The organism is Massilia sp. (genome assembly GCF_032106685.1).
In the GTDB taxonomy this organism is placed as follows: domain Bacteria; phylum Pseudomonadota; class Gammaproteobacteria; order Burkholderiales; family Burkholderiaceae_D; genus Telluria.
In genome coordinates, this window is the sequence record NZ_DAMCPG010000006.1 from 150166 (window position 1) to 167727 (window position 17562).

General features: G+C 66.4%; 19 protein-coding genes. 18 read left to right on the top strand and 1 reads right to left on the bottom strand.

Annotated elements, in window-relative coordinates; all coding sequences use genetic code 11:
• Positions 1-7: 7 nt before the first annotated feature.
• The 15 genes from cydB to RT688_RS06240 all read left to right on the top strand — a co-directional run bounded on the left by cydB (position 8) and on the right by RT688_RS06240 (position 13932).
• Positions 8-1015, top strand: coding sequence for a cytochrome d ubiquinol oxidase subunit II (cydB, locus tag RT688_RS06170; RefSeq protein WP_313703963.1), 1008 nt, complete (start codon positions 8-10; stop codon positions 1013-1015).
• Positions 1015-1215: a DUF2474 domain-containing protein gene (locus RT688_RS23840; protein ID WP_409521887.1), complete on the top strand. Its 201-nt coding sequence runs from the start codon at positions 1015-1017 to the stop codon at positions 1213-1215. The genes cydB and RT688_RS23840 overlap by 1 nt, the downstream gene beginning before the upstream one ends.
• Positions 1216-1361: 146 nt before the next feature.
• Positions 1362-2048 carry a molecular chaperone TorD family protein gene (locus tag RT688_RS06180; protein WP_313703964.1) on the top strand — a complete coding sequence of 229 codons (687 nt, stop codon included), beginning with the start codon at positions 1362-1364 and terminating at the stop codon, positions 2046-2048.
• Between the two features lie 24 nt (positions 2049-2072).
• A complete protein-coding gene (locus RT688_RS06185; protein ID WP_313703965.1) occupies positions 2073-2303 on the top strand; it encodes a twin-arginine translocation signal domain-containing protein in 231 nt (76 codons plus the stop codon).
• Between the two features lie 19 nt (positions 2304-2322).
• Positions 2323-5157, top strand: a complete 2835-nt coding sequence (locus RT688_RS06190; RefSeq protein WP_313703966.1) for a formate dehydrogenase subunit alpha — start codon at positions 2323-2325, stop codon at positions 5155-5157.
• Between the two features lie 48 nt (positions 5158-5205).
• Entirely contained in the window at positions 5206-5889 is a 684-nt protein-coding gene (fdh3B, locus tag RT688_RS06195) for a formate dehydrogenase FDH3 subunit beta (RefSeq protein WP_312550355.1), read from the top strand.
• Complete coding sequence (locus RT688_RS06200; RefSeq protein ID WP_313703967.1) at positions 5886-6104, top strand: hypothetical protein; 219 nt, start codon at positions 5886-5888, stop codon at positions 6102-6104. Before fdh3B ends, RT688_RS06200 begins: the two co-directional genes overlap by 4 nt.
• Positions 6105-6115: 11 nt before the next feature.
• Positions 6116-7231, top strand: coding sequence for a formate dehydrogenase subunit gamma (locus tag RT688_RS06205; protein WP_313703968.1), 1116 nt, complete (start codon positions 6116-6118; stop codon positions 7229-7231).
• A gap of 8 nt (positions 7232-7239) precedes the next feature.
• The gene (locus tag RT688_RS06210; protein ID WP_313703969.1) at positions 7240-7692 is read left to right on the top strand and encodes a hypothetical protein; all 453 of its coding nucleotides are present in this window, start codon (positions 7240-7242) and stop codon (positions 7690-7692) included.
• A complete protein-coding gene (locus RT688_RS06215; RefSeq protein WP_313703970.1) occupies positions 7689-8294 on the top strand; it encodes a hypothetical protein in 606 nt (201 codons plus the stop codon). The genes RT688_RS06210 and RT688_RS06215 overlap by 4 nt, the downstream gene beginning before the upstream one ends.
• Positions 8291-8731 carry a DUF3305 domain-containing protein gene (locus RT688_RS06220; protein WP_313703971.1) on the top strand — a complete coding sequence of 147 codons (441 nt, stop codon included), beginning with the start codon at positions 8291-8293 and terminating at the stop codon, positions 8729-8731. The genes RT688_RS06215 and RT688_RS06220 overlap by 4 nt, the downstream gene beginning before the upstream one ends.
• A gap of 14 nt (positions 8732-8745) precedes the next feature.
• Complete coding sequence (locus RT688_RS06225) at positions 8746-9474, top strand: DUF3306 domain-containing protein (protein ID WP_313703972.1); 729 nt, start codon at positions 8746-8748, stop codon at positions 9472-9474.
• Entirely contained in the window at positions 9471-11165 is a 1695-nt protein-coding gene (locus tag RT688_RS06230) for a 4Fe-4S binding protein (RefSeq protein ID WP_313703973.1), read from the top strand. The genes RT688_RS06225 and RT688_RS06230 overlap by 4 nt, the downstream gene beginning before the upstream one ends.
• Positions 11166-11705: 540 nt before the next feature.
• Positions 11706-13385 (top strand): AMP-binding protein, encoded by a 1680-nt coding sequence (locus RT688_RS06235; RefSeq protein WP_313703974.1) that lies wholly within the window; start codon positions 11706-11708, stop codon positions 13383-13385.
• Positions 13386-13437: 52 nt separating this feature from the next.
• Entirely contained in the window at positions 13438-13932 is a 495-nt protein-coding gene (locus RT688_RS06240) for a VOC family protein (protein ID WP_313703975.1), read from the top strand.
• Between the two features lie 40 nt (positions 13933-13972).
• Here the strand turns inward: RT688_RS06240 and RT688_RS06245 are convergent, their stop codons facing one another.
• The gene (locus tag RT688_RS06245; RefSeq protein WP_313703976.1) at positions 13973-14365 is read right to left on the bottom strand and encodes a hypothetical protein; all 393 of its coding nucleotides are present in this window, start codon (positions 14363-14365) and stop codon (positions 13973-13975) included.
• 47 nt (positions 14366-14412) lie between these two features.
• On the opposite strand from RT688_RS06245, the gene RT688_RS06250 reads away from it, so the two are divergent.
• From RT688_RS06250 to RT688_RS06260, 3 genes are all read left to right on the top strand, one after another.
• Entirely contained in the window at positions 14413-15012 is a 600-nt protein-coding gene (locus tag RT688_RS06250) for an SET domain-containing protein (protein WP_313703977.1), read from the top strand.
• Entirely contained in the window at positions 14969-15973 is a 1005-nt protein-coding gene (gene pncB / locus RT688_RS06255) for a nicotinate phosphoribosyltransferase (protein ID WP_313703978.1), read from the top strand. The genes RT688_RS06250 and pncB overlap by 44 nt, the downstream gene beginning before the upstream one ends.
• Positions 15974-16511: 538 nt before the next feature.
• Positions 16512-17015, top strand: coding sequence for a response regulator (locus RT688_RS06260; RefSeq protein WP_312550641.1), 504 nt, complete (start codon positions 16512-16514; stop codon positions 17013-17015).
• The last annotated feature ends 547 nt before the right edge of the window (positions 17016-17562 follow it).

Here is a 17562-nt window from a genome sequence, read left to right on the forward strand (position 1 = left end):
AGCTGACATGGGCATCGACACCTCGGTCATATGGGCCGTCATCATCTACTTCGCCGTCTTCATGTACGTGCTGCTGGACGGCTTCGATCTCGGCATCGGCATCCTGTTTCCTTTCGTCAAGCAAAAGCGCGACCGCGACACCATGATGAATACCGTCGCCCCGGTCTGGGACGGCAACGAGACCTGGCTGGTGCTGGGCGGGGAAGGGCTGCTGGCGGCCTTCCCGGTGGCCTATTCGATCATCCTGTCCGGCCTCTACCTGCCGCTGATCTTCATGCTGGTCGGCCTGGTGTTTCGCGGCGTGGCCTTCGAGTTTCGCTTCAAGGCCAAGGAGCACGAGCGCCACCTGTGGGACAAGGCCTTCATCGGTGGCTCCGTGACGGCGGCCTTCTTCCAGGGCGTCTCGCTCGGGGCCTTCCTGGACGGGATCGCGGTGTCCGGGCGCAGCTACGCCGGCGGCGTGCTCGACTGGATCGCGCCGTTCCCGATCCTGGCCGGTTTCGGCGTGATCATCGCCTACACCCTGCTGGGCAGCACCTGGCTGATCATGAAGACCGAGGGCGAGCTGCACGAGCGCATGGTGCAGGTGGCGCGCCCGTTCGCGCTGATGCTGCTGGGCGCCATCGTGGTGGTCAGCATCTGGACCCCGCTGCGCGACCCGGCGGTGGCCGACCGCTGGTTCACCTTCCCCAACATCCTGTTCCTGGCGCCGGTGCCGGTGCTGGTGCTGCTCTCGATCGCGCTCCTGCTCGGCTCGCTCAAGGGCAGGCCGCACCGCTGGCCCTTCGTGGCCGCCCTGGCCCTGGTCTTCCTCGGCTACACCGGCATGGCGATCAGCATCTGGCCGCACATCGTTCCTCCTCACATCACGATCTGGGAAGCGGCCTCGCCGCCGGCCAGCCAGGGCTTCGCGCTGGTGGGGACGCTGGTCATCCTGCCGGTCATCCTGATGTACACGATCTGGTCGTACTGGGTGTTCCGCGGCAAGGTCAAGGCCGACGCGGGGTACCACTGATGCGCGCCCGTTCCCGGTCCGAGGCGGGCGCCAACGGACAGGCCAACGGGCAGGCCAACAGGCAGGCCGACAAGCGCATGGCGCCGCTGTGGCTGCGCCGCCTGGGCTGGATGGCCGGCCTGTGGGCGGCCGGGGTGGCGGCCCTGTTCCTCGTCGCGGGCCTGATCCGGATGATCATGCATGCGGCCGGCATGCGCTAGCTGGGCCGCAAGAAACACGACAGGGAGCTCGGCATTGACTTGTTGGTCAGTGTCGAGATATGCAAGCGGTTTCAAACGTGCGCGCCTCGACGGGGTGAGGGACTACACTTTCGATAAAGATTTATTAACGGAGCGCCTCAGTGTCCATGCAGTCTGCATTACCCGAACACACTTCCACTCCGGCTAATGACGCCGTCCGCGCCCCGGTCGCCGTGGCGCACCCCTTGTCCAGCGAAGACCAGGCCCGGGCCGACCTGTATGCCCTCGCCGCGCACCTGCTGCTGGCGCCGCCGGGCGAGGTCCTGCTGGGCCAGTTGGCCGCGGCCGATCCCATCCTCTCCGAAGGCGGCGACCCCGGCCTGGAACGGGCCTGGGAAAAGCTGGTCCTCGCATCCGGCGTCGTGGACGCGCAAGCGGTGGCCGAGGAATTCGACCGTCTCTTCGTCAGCGACGGCACCCCGACCCTGAACCCCTACGGTTCGCTCTACCTGTCCGGCTTCATGAACGACGCGCCGCTGGCCGAGCTGCGCGGCGACCTGGCCCGTTTCGGGATCGGGCGCGTGCGCGGCGTCGCCGAGTTCGAGGACCACCTGGGCGCGCTGTGCGAGACCATGCGCGTCCTGGTCGCCGGCGCGCCGGGCATCCGGCGCCAGCCCCTGGCCGAGCAGAAGGCCTTCTTCGAGGCCCGCATCGCTCCCTGGTACGCGCGCTGCCTGGACGACATCCGCCGCGCCGAGGGCGCCAATTTCTACCGCGTCGTGACCGACTTCGTCGGTGCGCTGCTGGAGATCGAGGCGGCCGGCTTTGCCGTGGACGATGGCTATGATGACTAACCCAAGCAAGCGAAGGACGAGGCGATGAAACACGAGCACGCACCCGCAACGCAGCCGGCCGCACAGGCGCAACCCGATCCGGCGCGCCGCAGCTTCCTGAAGGCGGCGCCGCTGGGCGCCCTGGCCGCGGTCGCCGGCGGCGCCGAGGCCAAGCCCGAGATGAAACCAAGCGAGGCCGCCAAGCCGCAGGTCAAGCGCGGCTACCACGAGACCGAGCACATCCGCCGTTACTACCAAACCGCCGCCTACTGGTGAGCGCGCCTGGAGACCAGACATGTCCTTAGTGAAGAGTTCGAGCAAGCAGGGCGCCAATCGGGGCCTGAAGCGGCGCAGGTTCCTGGTCGGGGCCGGCGTCGCGGCCGGCGCCGGCGCCCTGGCGCGCCAGTTGCCTTTGAACGTCATCGAGCCGGCCCAGGCGGCCGACCCGGTGGCCGATGCGCCGGTCAAGACCGAGATCAAGCACACCGTCTGCAGCCACTGCTCGGTCGGCTGCTCGGTCGAGGCGGTGGTCGCCAACGGCGTCTGGGTGCGCCAGGAAGCGGCCTTCGATTCGCCGATCAACATGGGAGCGCACTGCGCCAAGGGCGCCTCGGTGCGCGAGCACGGCTTCGGCGAGCACCGCCTGCGCTACCCGATGAAACTGGTGAACGGCAAGTACACCCGCATTTCCTGGGACCAGGCGATCAACGAGATCGGCGACAAGCTGCTCGAGCTGCGCCAGAAGTCCGGTCCCGACGCGCTGATGGTGATCGGCAGCTCGAAGCACAACAACGAGCAGGCCTACCTGCTGCGCAAATTCGTCTCGTTCTGGGGCTCGAACAACTGCGACCACCAGGCGCGCATCTGCCACTCGACGACCGTCGCGGGCGTGGCCCAGACCTTCGGCTACGGCGCGATGACGAACTCGTTCAACGACCTGCATCACAGCAAGGCCGTGCTCTTCATCGGCAGCAATCCCGCCGAGGCCCACCCGATCTCGATGCTGCACTTCCTGCACGCCAAGGAACTGGGCGCGAAGATGATCGTGATCGACCCGCGCTTCACGCGCACGGCCCGTTTTGCCCACCACTACGTGCGCGTGCGCCCGGGTACCGACATCCCGCTGGTCTGGGGCATCCTCTGGCACATCTTCAACAACGGCTGGGAAGACAAGGAATACATCGCCGCGCGCACCTATGGCATGGAAGACGTGCGCAAGGAAGTGGCGAAATGGACGCCCGATAAAGTATCGGACATCACCGGCGTGCCGGAAGCAACGGTGCGCACCGCCGCCGAGATGCTGGCCACCAACCGGCCGTCGTCCGTGGTCTGGTGCATGGGGATCACCCAGCACCACGTGGGCACCGCCAACGTGCGTGCGCTCTCGATCCTGCAACTGGCGCTGGGCAACATCGGCGTTCCCGGCGGCGGCGCCAACATCTACCGCGGCCACGACAACGTGCAGGGCGCGACCGACGTCGGCCCGAACGGCGACTCGCTGCCCGGCTACTACGGCCTGGCGGAAGGCGCCTGGAAGCACTTCGCCAACGTCTGGGGCGTCGACTACAACTGGATCATGTCGCGCTTCGGCTCGAAGGAGCTGATGGAAAAGCCCGGCATCACGGTCTCGCGCTGGTTCGACGCGGTGAACGAACAGAACCAGTACATCGACCAGCCGTCGAACCTGAAGGCCGTGTTCTACTGGGGCCACGCGCCGAACAGCCAGACCCGCCTGCCGGACATGAAGGCAGCCATGCAGAAGCTCGACATGCTGGTCGTGATCGACCCCTATCCGAGCATGACGGCCTCGATGCACGGCCGCACCGACGGCGTCTACCTGCTGCCGGCCGCCTCGCAGTTCGAGACCCAGGGCTCGTGCACCGCCTCGAACCGCAGCATCCAATGGCGCGAGCGCGTCATCATGCCGCTGTTCGAGTGCAAGACCGACCACGAGATCATGTACCTGTTCGCCAAGAAGCTCGGCTTCCACAACGAACTGTGCAAGAACATCAAGGTCGTGATGAACGAGCCGGTGGTCGAGGACATCCTGCGCGAGATCAACCGCTCGTGCTGGACCATCGGCTACACGGGCTGCTCGCCCGAGCGCCTCAAGCTCCACATGGAGAACAAGCACACCTTCAACCCGACCACGCTGCGCGCCGACCACGGCCCGTGCAAGGGCGACTACTACGGTTTGCCGTGGCCGTGCTGGGGCACGCCGGAAATGAAGCACCCCGGCACGCCCATCCTGTACGACCTGAACAAGAGCGTGGCCGAGGGCGGCCTGCCGTTCCGCGCCAACTGGGGCGTCGAGCACAACGGCGAAAGCCTGCTGGCGGCCGACGGCTCGACCAACAAGGACAGCCAGCTCGACGTCGGCTACCCCGAGTTCGACCACGTGTTCCTGAAAAAGCTGGGCTGGTGGAACGAACTCACGCCGGCCGAGCAGGCCATGGCCGAGGGCAAAAACTGGAAGACCGACCTGTCCGGCGGCATCATCCGGGTCGTCATCTCGCACGGCTGCGCGCCGTTCGGCAACGCCCGGGCCCGCTGCAACGTCTGGAACTTCCCGGACCCGATCCCGACCCACCGCGAACCGCTGCTGTCGCCGCGCCGCGACCTGGTCGCCAAGTACCCGACCTACGACGACAAGGCCAACTTCCTGCGCCTGCCGACGCTCTACAAGGCGGTGCAGGCGATGGACTACTCGAAGGACTTCCCGCTGATCATGACCTCGGGCCGCCTGGTCGAATACGAGGGCGGCGGCGAGGAAACCCGCTCCAACCCCTGGCTGGCCGAACTGCAGCAGAACATGTTCGTCGAGATCAACCCGAAGGACGCGGCCCAGATCGGCGCCCGCATCGGCGAATACGTCTGGGTCGAGACGCCCACCGGTGCGCGCCTGAAGATGATGGCGATGGTCACCGAGCGCGTGCCGATCGGCCTGGTGTGGGCGCCGTTCCACTTCGGCGGCTGGTGGATGGGCGAGGACCTGGAAAAACACTACCCCGAGGACGGCGCGCCGACGGTGCGCGGCGAAGCCATCAACACCGGCTGGACCTATGGTTACGACGCCGTGACGATGATGCAGGAAACCAAGGTGTCGATGTGCCGCGTGGTGCGGGCTTGACCCGGCGCGCATGCGCAGACAAAAACAAGCAGAGCAGAGGAGGCTGACATGGCCGCGAGGATGAAGTTCATTTGCGATACCGAGCGTTGCATCGACTGCAACGGCTGCGTGACCGCCTGCAAGAACGAGCACGAGACGCCCTGGGGCGTGAACCGCCGGCGCGTGGTGACGATCAACGACGGCGTGCCGGGCGAACGTTCGGTGTCGGTCGCCTGCATGCATTGCACCGACGCGCCCTGCCTGGCGGTGTGCCCGACCAACTGCATCTACCACACCGAGGATGGCATCGTCCTGCACAGCAAGGACCAGTGCATCGGCTGCGGCTACTGCTACTACGCCTGTCCCTTCGGCGCCCCGCAGTTCGCCGGCAGCGGCCTGTTCAACCACCGCGGCAAGATGGACAAGTGCACCTTCTGCGCCGGCGGCCCGGAACCGGATACCTCGGAAGCCGAGTTCAAGAAATACGGCCGCAACCGCATCGCCGAAGGCAAGCTGCCGGCCTGCGCCGAGATGTGCGGCACCAAGGCCCTGCTCGGCGGCGAAGCCGACCTGATCGCCGACATCTACCGCCAGCGCGTGGAAACCCGCGGCTACGGCCCCGAGCTGTGGGGCTGGAAGATCGCCTACGGCCGTCCGAAGCGCGGCGGCGAGATCAAGGCCAAGGGCGACCTGCCGCGCGAGAACCAGGAGGTCGGCGACTTCCAGAACGGCGGCGGGAGGTTCCCTCAATGAAGAATCCACGCTACCTGATCCTGGCCCTGCCGCTGTTGCTGCTGGCCGGCTGCCTGGAAGTCGACCAGCATCCCGAGTGGATCCGCGGCGAATATGCCGGCAAGGAAGACAACCGCCCTTTCCAGACGCACTTCCACAATGACCGCCTGGCCTGGTCGGCGACGATCCAGAACCGCAACCAGAAGCAGAACGAATACAACCGCGCCAACCCCTGAGGAGTCCTGCCATGCGAGCGAACCTGTCTGTCCTGCGCGCCATGCTGGCCTTGGTGCTGGCGCTGCTTGGAAGCCTTACCCTGACCGCCGCCTGGGGCGCGGTGCCGAATCAGCGTGCCGAGCCGGCCTACGCCGAGGAACAGACCATGCTGCAGATCGAGGGCGACTCGCGCGTCCGCGAGCCGGGCCTGATGTCCTCGGAATCCGGGCGCGTGCACATGGACCGCCACTTCCTCGGCCAGTACGGCGAAAGCGAAGGCAACGTCATCGTCCAGCGCGGCGGCAATACTTGGCGCACCCTGCGCAACGGCCCGATCGCCTCGATCGCCGGCACCATCCTGATCGGCGTGCCGCTGTTGATCTTCCTGTTCTACAAGGCGATCGGACCGGCGCGCGAAGAGCCGCAGTCCGGACGCAAGCTGCAGCGCTTCAGCCGCTGGGACCGCCAGGTGCACTGGGCCACGGCGATCAGCTTCATCCTGCTCGCCATCACCGGGCTGATCATCACCTTCGGCAAGAAGATCCTGTTGCCCTGGATGGGACACAACTTCTTTTCCTGGGTCGCGTGGATCTCGAAGTACGTCCACAACTTCATCGGGCCGCTGTTCATCCTGTGCTCGATCTTGATGTTCATCACTTTCCTGCGCCGTAACTTCTACAACCGCAACGACCTGGAGTGGGTGAAGCAGGGCGGGGGACTGGTCTCGCACAAGCACGTGCCGGCCGGCTACTTCAACGCCGGCGAGAAGAGCTGGTTCTGGTTCGGCGTCACCCTGCTGGGATTGGTGATGTCGATCACCGGCCTGGTGCTGAACTTCGTGAACTTCGGCCAGACCCGCTACGTCCTGCAGGTCGCGAACTACCTGCACATCATCGGCGCCACCTTGTACATCGCGGCCGCCATGGGCCACATCTACATCGGCACCTGGGGCACGCCGGGCGCCTACGAAGCCATGCGCCACGGCACCGTCGACGAGAACTGGGCCAAGGCCCACCACTCGCTCTGGTACGAGGACGTGAAAGCGGGCGTGCCGGGCACGCCGCCCGGCCCGGCCGCGGGCACGCCGCCGGGTGCGCCGGGCGTCCCGCGTACACCGCCGCCGCCCCGCCCGGGTCCCGCACACTGAGGATTGCAATGAAACGACACAGCTTCCTGATCCCCTGCGCGCTGGCCGCAAGCGCGCTGCTCGCCACGGGCTGCAGCCGCAACACGGCGCCCGCCAGCAACGGCGTGATCCAGACCAAGTTCCCCGGCCAGGTCACCGCCGGCGGCGGCACCAGCGGCGAGATCATCGCCCGCACCGAACGGCCGGTCACCGACGCCACCTATGCCGGCGGCACCCCGGGCATTGCCGGCGGCGCCGGCGGCAATACCTCCGGCGCGGCGGTCGGCGGCACCACGCGCGAGACCGGGCAGGGCCCAACCTCGGGCGTGACCCCGCCTTCGGGCGCCATGCAGGGTACCCAGGCCCCGTCGGGCGATACCGGCACGCCGAGCGGCCCCTCGGCCCAGGACCTGAACAAGGGCGCGGCCAGCAACGACGCGCCCAAGGGCCCGGCGGCGCCGAACCAGTTGGAGAAGAAATGATGAAACGATGGATTGCCGCCCCCGCGCTGCTGTTCGCCGCGCTGTCGATCAACCCGCTGCTGGCGCAGGGCGCCTGGGCGGCGCTGGCGAAACCGGCCCTGACGCCGGAACAGCAGCAGGCAGCCGCCGCCAAGAAGGCCGAGGCCGACGCCAAGGCGGCGAAGGACAAGGAGCTGCTGTCCGCCTCGATGGACGCGGTCAGCGCGCGCTGGCGCTCGCAGGCCGCCGGCAAGGGCTGGAAGATCAATCCGCCGACCGCCATCGCCCAGGCCCCAGCGCCCGGCATCCAGGCGCCCGGCACGGCCGCGCCGGCCGCCGGCGCCCCTGGCGTCGGCTCGTCCGGAGTGACGCCGCCGAATGCCGGCGTGGCCGCCGCCGCGCCGGCCAACGCTGCCGCCGGCACCACGGCAGCGGCGCCGGGCCGCGGCGCGGCGCCGCTCAGCCCGCAGGCGCTGCACTCGGCCAACGTGCCGATCAAGAGCGAAAAGCTGGGCACCGCGGCGCCGAGCGAGGACGTCAAGAAGGCGCCGACGAAGTCGGTGCCGAAGGGCGCTTCGCCGGCCGTGGACAAGGGCAACGCGGACGCGGTGAAGAACAAATGAAGATGGCCAGCATGCCGATCGCGGTGATCATGCAGCGCCGCGCCGTCCAGCACCGCTGGGTGGACGAAGCCTGGGCCGCGGTCGGCGTCGTGCCCGACCGCGGCAACCTGCCGCCGGTGCAGGTGCTCAGCGCAAGCCCGGAGCGCGACTACTATCTCGTCTCAGGCCTGGAACTCGAGCTCTTCACCGACGAGAACGAGGGCTATTACGAGAACTGCATGGCGCCCGAATCCAAGGTCTTCGTGCTGTGGCGCATGGAGGAGGGCCGCGCGATGCCGGTGCGCGCCTCGGTCAGCTACGTCGAGGGCACGCGCATGTTCGATTCGGGCGAAGCGGCCGACGGCGTCACCATGCCGGCCGAGATCTACGCCTGGGTCGCCGGCTACCTGCGCGAGCATTACCAGCCGAAGCCGCGCCGCGGGCGCCAGCATGGCTAGGGGGAACGGCAAGCATGCCTGACGAAGGATTCCTGCGGCGCTGGTCGCGCCTGAAGGCCACCGGCGCCGACGCGGCCGAGGCGCCGCCGCGCCCAGCGCCGGCGGCGCCCGCCGTTACCTCACCGATTGCGCCACCGATTGCGCCGCCGGTCGAGCCGGCCTTGTCCGCTGCGGCCCACGCACGCGCCGCCGCCGGCACGGCGCCGGCCATGGATGCGCCGACCCTGGAAGATGCCGCGCGCCTGACGCCCGACGCCGATTTCTCGGCCTTCGTCGGCCAGGGCGTCGACAAGTCGGTGCGCCGCATGGCGCTGAAAAAACTGTTCGCCGATCCGCACTTCCACGTGATGGACGGGCTGGACATGTACATGGACGACTACAACAAGCCGAGCCCGATGTCGGCCGCGATGTTCGCCGCCCTCGAGCACGCGAAGAGCGCGCTGCGTCCTTCGGAACCGCACCGGCCGCAGGTGGCGGCGAATGCCGCCGAGGGCGCGGCCGCGCCCGCGCTGGAACCGGCCGGCGCCGATCCTGCGGCCAGCGTCCAGCCTGCGCAAGGCCAGGACGAGCCGCCCGCCGCGGCCGCCGCCGCCGAGTTCGATGGCGACGAGCCCTCCGGCGCCGAGCCCGCCCTCGACAGGGGCGCGCAGCGCCCATTCCACGAACCGGTCCACGACACTGACGCACGACCCGCCTGCGCACAGCCAGGCACCCACCAGCAATCCCTGCAAGGACAAGCATGAACATCCGATTCCTAGAAGGGCAGGCCGGCGATCCGCTGCAGGAACGCCGCAATGCCCTCGCCAAGACCGCCGCCATCCTGGCGGCCGACGCCATCGCCCCGGTCGACGCCGTCGACTCGGTCAGCTACCGCTCGCTCGGGCGCACCCTGGTCGTCGGCGCCGCCGCCCAGGCCTTGCCCTGGGCCGACCACCTGGCGGCCAGCCTGCCGGTCACCGTGCTGCTGCTCGACGGTGAAGCCGGCGATGCTGCGCGCACCTATCCCGTCTTCGCGGCCCCGGCCGTCGCCGTGGCTGGCTGGCTGGGCGCCTTCGAGGCGCGCTGGCAGGCGCCGGGCCAGGCCCAGCAGCAGGGCAAGTTCGACCTCGTGCTCGACCTCTGCCCGAGCCCGCTGATCGACAGCCACCAGCATCCGCACGGCTATTACGCACCGGGTCTTGATGAGGCCGCGCGCCGCGCCGCCGCGGCCGAGCTGGTCGAGATGACCGGCGAATTCGAGAAGCCGAAGTATTTCCGCTACAAGGAGCGCCTGTGCGCCCACAGCCGCAACGGCCAGGCCGGCTGCAATGCCTGCGTCCAGATCTGCTCGGCCAAGGCGATCGCCGGCGCCGGCGACAAGATCCGCGTCAACCCCTACCTGTGCGCCGGCTGCGGCGCCTGCACCACGGTCTGCCCGACGGGCGCGCTCGGCTATGCCTATCCCTCCGCCGCCCACACCGGCAGCCGCATCAAGGCCGCGCTGGCGGCCTACCGCGAGGCCGGCGGCGAGGACCCGGTGCTGCTGCTGCACAGCGACGCCGGCGCCGGCCTACTGGAGCGCCTGCAGGCCGAGGCGACTGACGGCATCCCGGGGCGGGTGATCCCGCTGGCATTGCACCACACGGCCTCGACCGGCATCGACGTCTGGTTCTCGGCGCTGGCCTATGGCGCGGCCGGCATCACGGTCCTGATGACCGGCGAAGAGGCGCCCCAGTACACCGCCGCCCTCGACCACCAGATGGGCATCGCCCACACCGTGCTCGACGGCCTGGGCTACGCCGGCCCGCACTTCCAGCTGCTGCGCGTGAACACGCCCGAGGAACTCGGCCTGGCCCTGCGCCATGCGCCGCGCGGCGAGGCCCCGGCCGAGAGTGCCGGCTTCAACCTGGCCCCGGACAAGCGCAACACACTCGACTACGCGCTCGATCACCTGCACCGTCACGCGCCGCAGCAACCGCGCGACGTGGCGCTGCCAAGCGGCGCGCCGTTCGGCGCGATCGCGGTCGACACCCAGAAATGCAGCCTGTGCATGGCCTGCGTCGGCGCCTGCCCGTCCTCGGCCGTGATGGACACGCCGGACCTGCCGCAGCTGCGCTTCGTCGAGCAGAACTGCGTGCAGTGCGGGCTGTGCGCCAACACCTGTCCGGAAAACGCGATCGCGCTGGTGCCGCGCATGAGCTTCGGCGAAACCCGCCGCAAGACCGTGATCCTGAACGAATCCCAGCCTTTCCATTGCATCCGCTGCAGCAAGCCCTTCGGCACCCTGCACATGGTCGAGAACATGCTCGCGCGCCTGTCGCAGCACAGCGCCTTCACCGGCAACCTCGACCGCCTGCGCATGTGCGGCGATTGCCGCGTGATCGACATGATGCAGCCGGAAGGCGAGTTCGCCGTGCCGCTGCGCCGGCCCGGCGGGCCTGTTCCGCGCAACTGAGGACCGGTTCCGCACGCGCAGCCTGGCATGGTCCACGGCAGGCACGGCATTCCATGGCGGCCTGTCCAGGTCTGCGTAGGGTGGGCACGCCGTGCCCACGCGGAACGATGCGTATCGTCGGCAGCCCTGGTAGGGTGGGCACGCCGTGCCCACGCGGAACGATGCGTGTCATCGACAGGGCCTGACAACGCGTCAGAGAATGGTCGAGACGTTTCGAATGATTATCCGAAAGCGCCAACACGAGGCCCCGGGTCGGGTTTAAACCGCGCAAACGCGACGCGGCCTTTCGCGTGGGCACAGCGTGCCCACCCTACGGGTGTTTTCCGCACCAGGCGGTGCGACGACGGGCCTTTCCATTTCGATAACCATGCACCGCAAAGGGCCGGCGGCGCACAATAGGCGAATGCCTCCTGCGCAGCGAAACCCGTGTCGCGCCTAACCCGTGGCACAATGTATGCAAACAGACAATAAGCAGCCGAGACAGGGCCGCCATCGGCAGGCCGCGTCCCCGGCCATCGTCATCAGCAACCAGGAGACACCATGACCCCGTACCAGCGTTTCGCCCAGGCGCGCGACTTCCTGCAACAGCACCGCACCGACTACGACACCGCCTACGCCGGCTACCAGCCGCCCCAGCTCGACGAGTTCAACTGGGCGCTCGATTTCTTCGACGCCGAAGCAAGGAACAACGACAACTCTGCGCTGTGGGTGGTCGAGGAAGACGGGCGCGAGCAGAAGATCTCGTTCGCCGACATGTCCGCGCGTTCCAGCCAGGTCGCCAGCTGGCTGCAGCAATGCGGCGTCGAGCGCGGCGACCGCGTGCTGCTGATGCTGCCGAACCGTGTCGAGCTCTGGGAAATCATGCTTGCCGGGATCAAGCTCGGCGCCGTACTGGTGCCGACCACCATGCTGGTCTCGAACGCCGACCTGCAGGACCGCATGGAGCGCGGCAAGGTTCGCCATGTGATCGCGCAAGTGTCCGAGGCCCACAAGTTCGAGGGCCTGAGCGGCAACTTCACCCGCATCGCCGTCGGCGGCAGCATCGACGGCTGGCACGACTTCGACGACTGCCGCCGCGTGCTCTCGGTGTTCACGCCGAAGGGCGTCACGCGCGCCAGCGATCCGCTGCTGCTGTACTTCACCTCGGGCACCACGGCGCGCCCGAAGCTGGTCCTGCACAGCCACCAGAGCTACCCGGCCGGCCACCTGTCGACCATGTACTGGATCGGCCTGCAGAAGGGCGACGTCCACTGGAACATCAGCTCGCCCGGTTGGGCCAAGCACGCCTGGAGCTGCTTCTTCGCGCCCTGGAATGCCGGCGCCACCGTGTTCGTCTACAACTACGAGCGCTTCTCGGCCAAGGCCGCGCTGGAGACGGTGCTGCGTTGCGGCGTCACCTCGCTGTGCGCGCCGCCGACCGTCTGGCGCATGCTGATCAAGCAAGACCTGAGCCAGTGGAAGCCGCCGCTGCGCGAGCTGGTCGGCGCCGGCGAGCCGCTCAATCCCGAGGTGATCGAGCAGGTCGAGCGCGCCTGGGGCATCCGCATCCGCGACGGCTTCGGCCAGACCGAGACCACGGCCCAGATCGGCAACCCGCCGGGCCAGCTGGTGAAACCGGGCTCGATGGGGCGTCCGCTGCCGGGCTACCGGATCGCGCTGCTCGACCTCGACGACCAGAGCGCGCAGGAGGGCGAGATCTCGGTGCGGCTGGACGCGCACCCGATCGCGCTGATGCTGGGCTACGAGGGCGACGAGGAGAAGACCGCGGAAGTCATGCGCGCCGGGCACTACCACACCGGCGACACCGCCACCGTCGACGAGGACGGCTACTACTTCTACGTCGGCCGCAACGACGACGTCTTCAAGTCCTCCGACTACCGCATCAGCCCCTTCGAGCTCGAGAGCGTGCTGATCGAGCACGAGCAGGTGCTGGAAGCGGCCATCGTGCCGAGCCCCGACCCGGTGCGCCTGTCGGTGCCGAAGGCCTTCATCACCCTGCGCCAGGGCGTGGAACCGTCGCGCGAGCTGGCGCGCGAGATCTTCGCCTTCGCCCGCGAACGCCTGGCGCCCTACAAGCGCATCCGCCGCATCGAGTTCCGCGAGCTGCCCAAGACCATTTCCGGCAAGATCCGCCGCGTCGAGCTGCGCAAGCAGGAGGCGGGAAGGGACGCAACCCCGCCGGCAGGTATTGAGTTCCGCGAAGAGGACGTCGGCAACTGAACGTCGCCGGCTGCGGTCGAATCGGGATCAGACTATTCGAGGAGACCGCGGCATGAGCACCTTATCGAGAATCACGCCCTGCCTCTGGTTCGACCGGCAGGCCGAGGAAGCAGCCAACTACTACGTCGGCATCTTCCCGCATTCGCGCATCCACGGCATGTCGCGCTACGGCGAGGCCGGGCGCGAAATCCACGGCATGGCGCCCGGCACCGTGCTGACGGTCGCCTTCGCGCTCGACGGGCAGGCCTTCACGGCCCTGAACGGCGGGCCGGTCTTCACCTTCAACGAGGCGGTCTCGTTCCAGGTGCTGTGCGATACCCAGGAGCAGATCGACTTCTATTGGGACCGCCTGGGCTTCCAGGGCGACCCGGCCGCCCAGCAGTGCGGCTGGCTGAAGGACCGCTACGGCGTCTCCTGGCAGATCGTGCCGCGCCAGCTGGACGCCTTGCTGACCAGCCCCGACCAGGCGCGCGTCGATCGTGTGCTGAGCGCCCTGCTGAGGATGAAGAAGCTGGAGGTCGACGCGCTGGTGCACGCGGCGGGCTAGCCGGCGCCCTGCCGTGCCGGCTCGGCGCCGCGCGGCGGCTTCAGGCGGCGTCGTGGAACCACTGCCGGCTGGCCTCGTCCGCCGGGAAAAAGGACGCCGGGCGCAGTTCGTGCACGGTGACGTCGTGCGGCGTGCCCAGCGTGGCCATGGTCGTGAACAGGTCCGGCCCGACCCCGTCCTTGCGCAGCCTCATTGGCAGGAAGGGCAGGGCGGCGCGTTTCAGGTTGGGCTGGCGCGTCGCTTCGCTGCCGGGGCCGTCGCCCATGGCTTCGCGCTGCACCCATTGCAGCAGATCGGCGGCCACGTCTTCCCAGTTGAGCAGCCAGGACCGCAGGCCGTTCGAATCCAGCGTCAGCTTCAGGACATTCACCGCAGTCGCGCGCTGGCCGCCTGGGCGGGCGCGGCGGCAGGGGTGCGGCGCGCGGGCGAACATCGTACAATAATGGTAATCCTGCAATGCAAGCGCTAAAGCAAGCGATAATGCAGGCGAACCAGCCGATCCGCCGCCCGACCGTCGAAAGCCACATGCCCACCAAGACCGCAGCCAAGGCCGACCCGGCCTACGAAGTGAAGAAGTCTCCGATCCACGGCAACGGCGTCTTCGCCCGCCGCCACATCGAACCCGGCGAACGCATCATCGAATACCGGGGCGAGCGCATCAGCTGGGATGAAGCGACCGAGCGCGCGGCCAAGGCCGGCGGCCCGATCAACCACACCTTCTATTTCACCTTGAACGACGGCCGCGTGATCGACGGCGGCCGCCGCGGCAACGACGCGCGCTGGATCAACCACGCCTGCACGCCAAACTGCGAAGCCTACGAGGACGACGGGCGCGTCTACATCCACGCGCTGCAGCCGATCGAGCCGGGCGAGGAGCTGAACTACAATTACGCCCTCATCTACGACGAGCGCCACACGCCGGCGCTGAAAAAACTGTTCGCCTGCCGTTGCGGCACCCCCGGATGCACCGGGACCATGCTCGCACCCAAGCGGCGCCAGAAAAAAAGGCCTGAAGCCAAGGAACCAAGCACACACCATGAAGCCCATCGTCCGCAGTCTGCTCGAAACCGATCTCTATAAATTCACGATGTGGCAGGCCCTGCTGCACCGGCACCCGAACGCGCACGGCGAATACGAATTCCGCTGCCGCAACGAGCCGGCCTATCCGCTGGCCGAGCTGAAGGAAGAGGTCGAGCGCGAACTCGACCACCTGTGCGAAATGCTGTTCACCGAAGAGGAGATCGAGTACCTGCGCGGCCTGCGTTTCATCAAGAGCGACTTCGCCGACTTCCTCACGGTGTTCCGCTTCCAGCGCAAGTTCATCACCGTCGACACCGACGGTCCGCACCTGCGCATCCGCGCCGTCGGTCCGGTGGTGCACGTGATGGGCTTCGAGATCTACGTGCTCTACATCGTCAACGAGCTGTATTTCCGCCGCTTCGACCAGGAGGCCGCGCTGCTTGAAGCGCGGAAGCGCCTGGCCGAGAAGATCGAACAGTTGCGCGCCTTCGACCGCGAGCCCAAGCTGGCCAGCTCGTTCTCCTTCTTCGACTTCGGCGTGCGCCGCCGCTTCTCGGGCGACTGGCAGGACGAGGTGGTGTCGACGCTGGCGCGCGAACTGCCGCAGTTCTTCAAGGGCACCTCGAACGTCCACCTCGCGCGCAAGTACAACCTGGTGCCGATCGGGACCATGGCGCACGAATACATGCAGGCCTTCCAGTCCTTCGGTGTGCGCCTGCGCGACTTCCAGAAGGCGGCGCTGGAAGACTGGGTGCAGGAATACCGGGGCGACCTGGGCACGGCGCTGACCGACGTGGTCGGCATGGACGCCTTCCTGAACGACTTCGATTTGTATTTCGCCAAGCTGTGGGATGTTAGGTTAACCCAACCGTATCGTTACACCAACTTGGAAGGGCGGAAGTGTCGAGATACTGCTCAGACGGTATCGCGACATTCATTTCCGCGTCGGTTTTCGTCAATGTCACGATACTGCCCCAGCGCCACCAAGGCGCTATACCGAGCAGGTGGTCTGCTTCACTGAGCGCTGCGGTGCGCTTTTAACCAAGTGACCGCATGTCGACGGGCTCGCTCATCACATCAACATCAGGCATATCATGTATGTTGTCTGCTTGACTCAGAAACTCGTACCCGATGCTCGTTTAGAGCTCGTCTCTGAGCAGGTCGGCGCCGACGAGGTGCTTCTGTCGCCCCGGTCTCCGCCAGCCAAGCTTGTACCTCATGCTTTCGCCAGCGCAGCATCGCCGAGCCAGGAAGGTGCATTTTTGGCGGTACAAAAGTCGGTTCCGACGCTAGCTTACGTTTGATTGTGCGCGGGCTTTTCCCTATAAGTTCCGCTAGTTCGTCAATATCGAGATACGTTGTCGTCAAGTACGTTTCCCAAGTTTCGTTGATGCCGGCGCAAACCGTGCGCTAACTATCCTGGTCTTTCAGTGATGAGCTTTATTCCATTCCGGGCAGGGCAGGCCGGAATGTGGGTTAAGCTATAGAAGGCTCCGTGCAGAGTCAGTCAATCAATGTTGTAGCGGGTGTCGCGGCTCTAATGCTGGCTCCGCCCGTTAATGAACGGCATCCTCGATTCGTGGTGGCTCATGCATGCTGTTGAGCATATAATGTCCAGCGTTCTTGTACATACACTTCACCCAGCACACATGCAAATCTCGAGTACCGCTGAGCCGCTACACCTACTCATCGTTGAGAGGGACGATGACGTCCGGAATGTTTTGGAGGCGCTCTTCGTCAGTCAGGGGTACACCGTCAGTTGCGCGCGAGACCCTGCACAAGCGCTCGAACTGGTCCCGCTTAAGGTGCCCGACGTTATCTTCAGTTCTCTCGTGTTCGTAAATACCCATGGGTTTGAACTGTGCCGTCAACTAAGAGCGTTGCCTGAGACTTCAGACAAGTTCATTGTCGCGCTGACTGGGTATTCAGATGACAATCTTGAAAAAGCGATTTTGGATGGAGGCTTTGACAAGTATCTTCCGAAACCCGTGAGTTTAGAAGTTCTGCTGTCGATTTTGAAGCCTTTGCACGACGGTAGATTTGCGCCGCAGTCAGACCTTTAAGCAAGCTAAGCCTTTTATACGCTGAGGTGCAGAGTAGCGCTGTTGGTAATTTCGTTTTGGCACAGTTGTTGTGTGACCAATGTCTACCGGACGGTCGTTTCGGGAAACGCGATTCGTGCTCAGAGCGAGAAGTTCCGTCTTGGGTATGAATCGATTCGAGGCATCGGAGCGCAATAGTCTTTTGTTAGCCCACGGTCGTCGTGCCGGCCACATCTCGCCGCCTCTGAGCATCTTAGCTTCACAAAGATAGAGCCCCTGAGCAGACGCCAAGGGGCTCGAATTACGTTTTTTATTAGCAGTTGTTAGAGGATTTCATTGCGGCCGCATGCGCAGCCCTACGTTCATGGCGAAGCATTGTTTCGTTATCTCTCCTGCGCATCTCTAGTTCGTCTGGAGGCGGGTTGGCTTCGCGTTGTTGGAAAAAATCGCCGTTGTGGATGCTGAGCGCGATGATTGCAGCAGTAGGGGAGCAGATGACTAGAATCGTGCCTGTGAACCGCCCCGGCTTTCGTAGAGGCCGGTTAGTGTGAGTCAGGCCGGAAGAGCC

What these genes read in the sequence shown, in the direction of transcription:
- cydB (WP_313703963.1), top strand. Translation starts at nt 8, where the DNA reads ATGGGCATCGACACCTCGGTCATATGGGCCGTCATCATCTACTTCGCC.
- RT688_RS23840 (WP_409521887.1), top strand. Translation starts at nt 1,015, where the DNA reads ATGCGCGCCCGTTCCCGGTCCGAGGCGGGCGCCAACGGACAGGCCAAC.
- RT688_RS06180 (WP_313703964.1), top strand. Translation starts at nt 1,362, where the DNA reads ATGCAGTCTGCATTACCCGAACACACTTCCACTCCGGCTAATGACGCC.
- RT688_RS06185 (WP_313703965.1), top strand. Translation starts at nt 2,073, where the DNA reads ATGAAACACGAGCACGCACCCGCAACGCAGCCGGCCGCACAGGCGCAA.
- RT688_RS06190 (WP_313703966.1), top strand. Translation starts at nt 2,323, where the DNA reads ATGTCCTTAGTGAAGAGTTCGAGCAAGCAGGGCGCCAATCGGGGCCTG.
- fdh3B (WP_312550355.1), top strand. Translation starts at nt 5,206, where the DNA reads ATGGCCGCGAGGATGAAGTTCATTTGCGATACCGAGCGTTGCATCGAC.
- RT688_RS06200 (WP_313703967.1), top strand. Translation starts at nt 5,886, where the DNA reads ATGAAGAATCCACGCTACCTGATCCTGGCCCTGCCGCTGTTGCTGCTG.
- RT688_RS06205 (WP_313703968.1), top strand. Translation starts at nt 6,116, where the DNA reads ATGCGAGCGAACCTGTCTGTCCTGCGCGCCATGCTGGCCTTGGTGCTG.
- RT688_RS06210 (WP_313703969.1), top strand. Translation starts at nt 7,240, where the DNA reads ATGAAACGACACAGCTTCCTGATCCCCTGCGCGCTGGCCGCAAGCGCG.
- RT688_RS06215 (WP_313703970.1), top strand. Translation starts at nt 7,689, where the DNA reads ATGATGAAACGATGGATTGCCGCCCCCGCGCTGCTGTTCGCCGCGCTG.
- RT688_RS06220 (WP_313703971.1), top strand. Translation starts at nt 8,291, where the DNA reads ATGAAGATGGCCAGCATGCCGATCGCGGTGATCATGCAGCGCCGCGCC.
- RT688_RS06225 (WP_313703972.1), top strand. Translation starts at nt 8,746, where the DNA reads ATGCCTGACGAAGGATTCCTGCGGCGCTGGTCGCGCCTGAAGGCCACC.
- RT688_RS06230 (WP_313703973.1), top strand. Translation starts at nt 9,471, where the DNA reads ATGAACATCCGATTCCTAGAAGGGCAGGCCGGCGATCCGCTGCAGGAA.
- RT688_RS06235 (WP_313703974.1), top strand. Translation starts at nt 11,706, where the DNA reads ATGACCCCGTACCAGCGTTTCGCCCAGGCGCGCGACTTCCTGCAACAG.
- RT688_RS06240 (WP_313703975.1), top strand. Translation starts at nt 13,438, where the DNA reads ATGAGCACCTTATCGAGAATCACGCCCTGCCTCTGGTTCGACCGGCAG.
- RT688_RS06245 (WP_313703976.1), bottom strand. Translation starts at nt 14,365, where the DNA reads ATGTTCGCCCGCGCGCCGCACCCCTGCCGCCGCGCCCGCCCAGGCGGC.
- RT688_RS06250 (WP_313703977.1), top strand. Translation starts at nt 14,413, where the DNA reads ATGCAGGCGAACCAGCCGATCCGCCGCCCGACCGTCGAAAGCCACATG.
- pncB (WP_313703978.1), top strand. Translation starts at nt 14,969, where the DNA reads ATGAAGCCCATCGTCCGCAGTCTGCTCGAAACCGATCTCTATAAATTC.
- RT688_RS06260 (WP_312550641.1), top strand. Translation starts at nt 16,512, where the DNA reads ATGAACGGCATCCTCGATTCGTGGTGGCTCATGCATGCTGTTGAGCAT.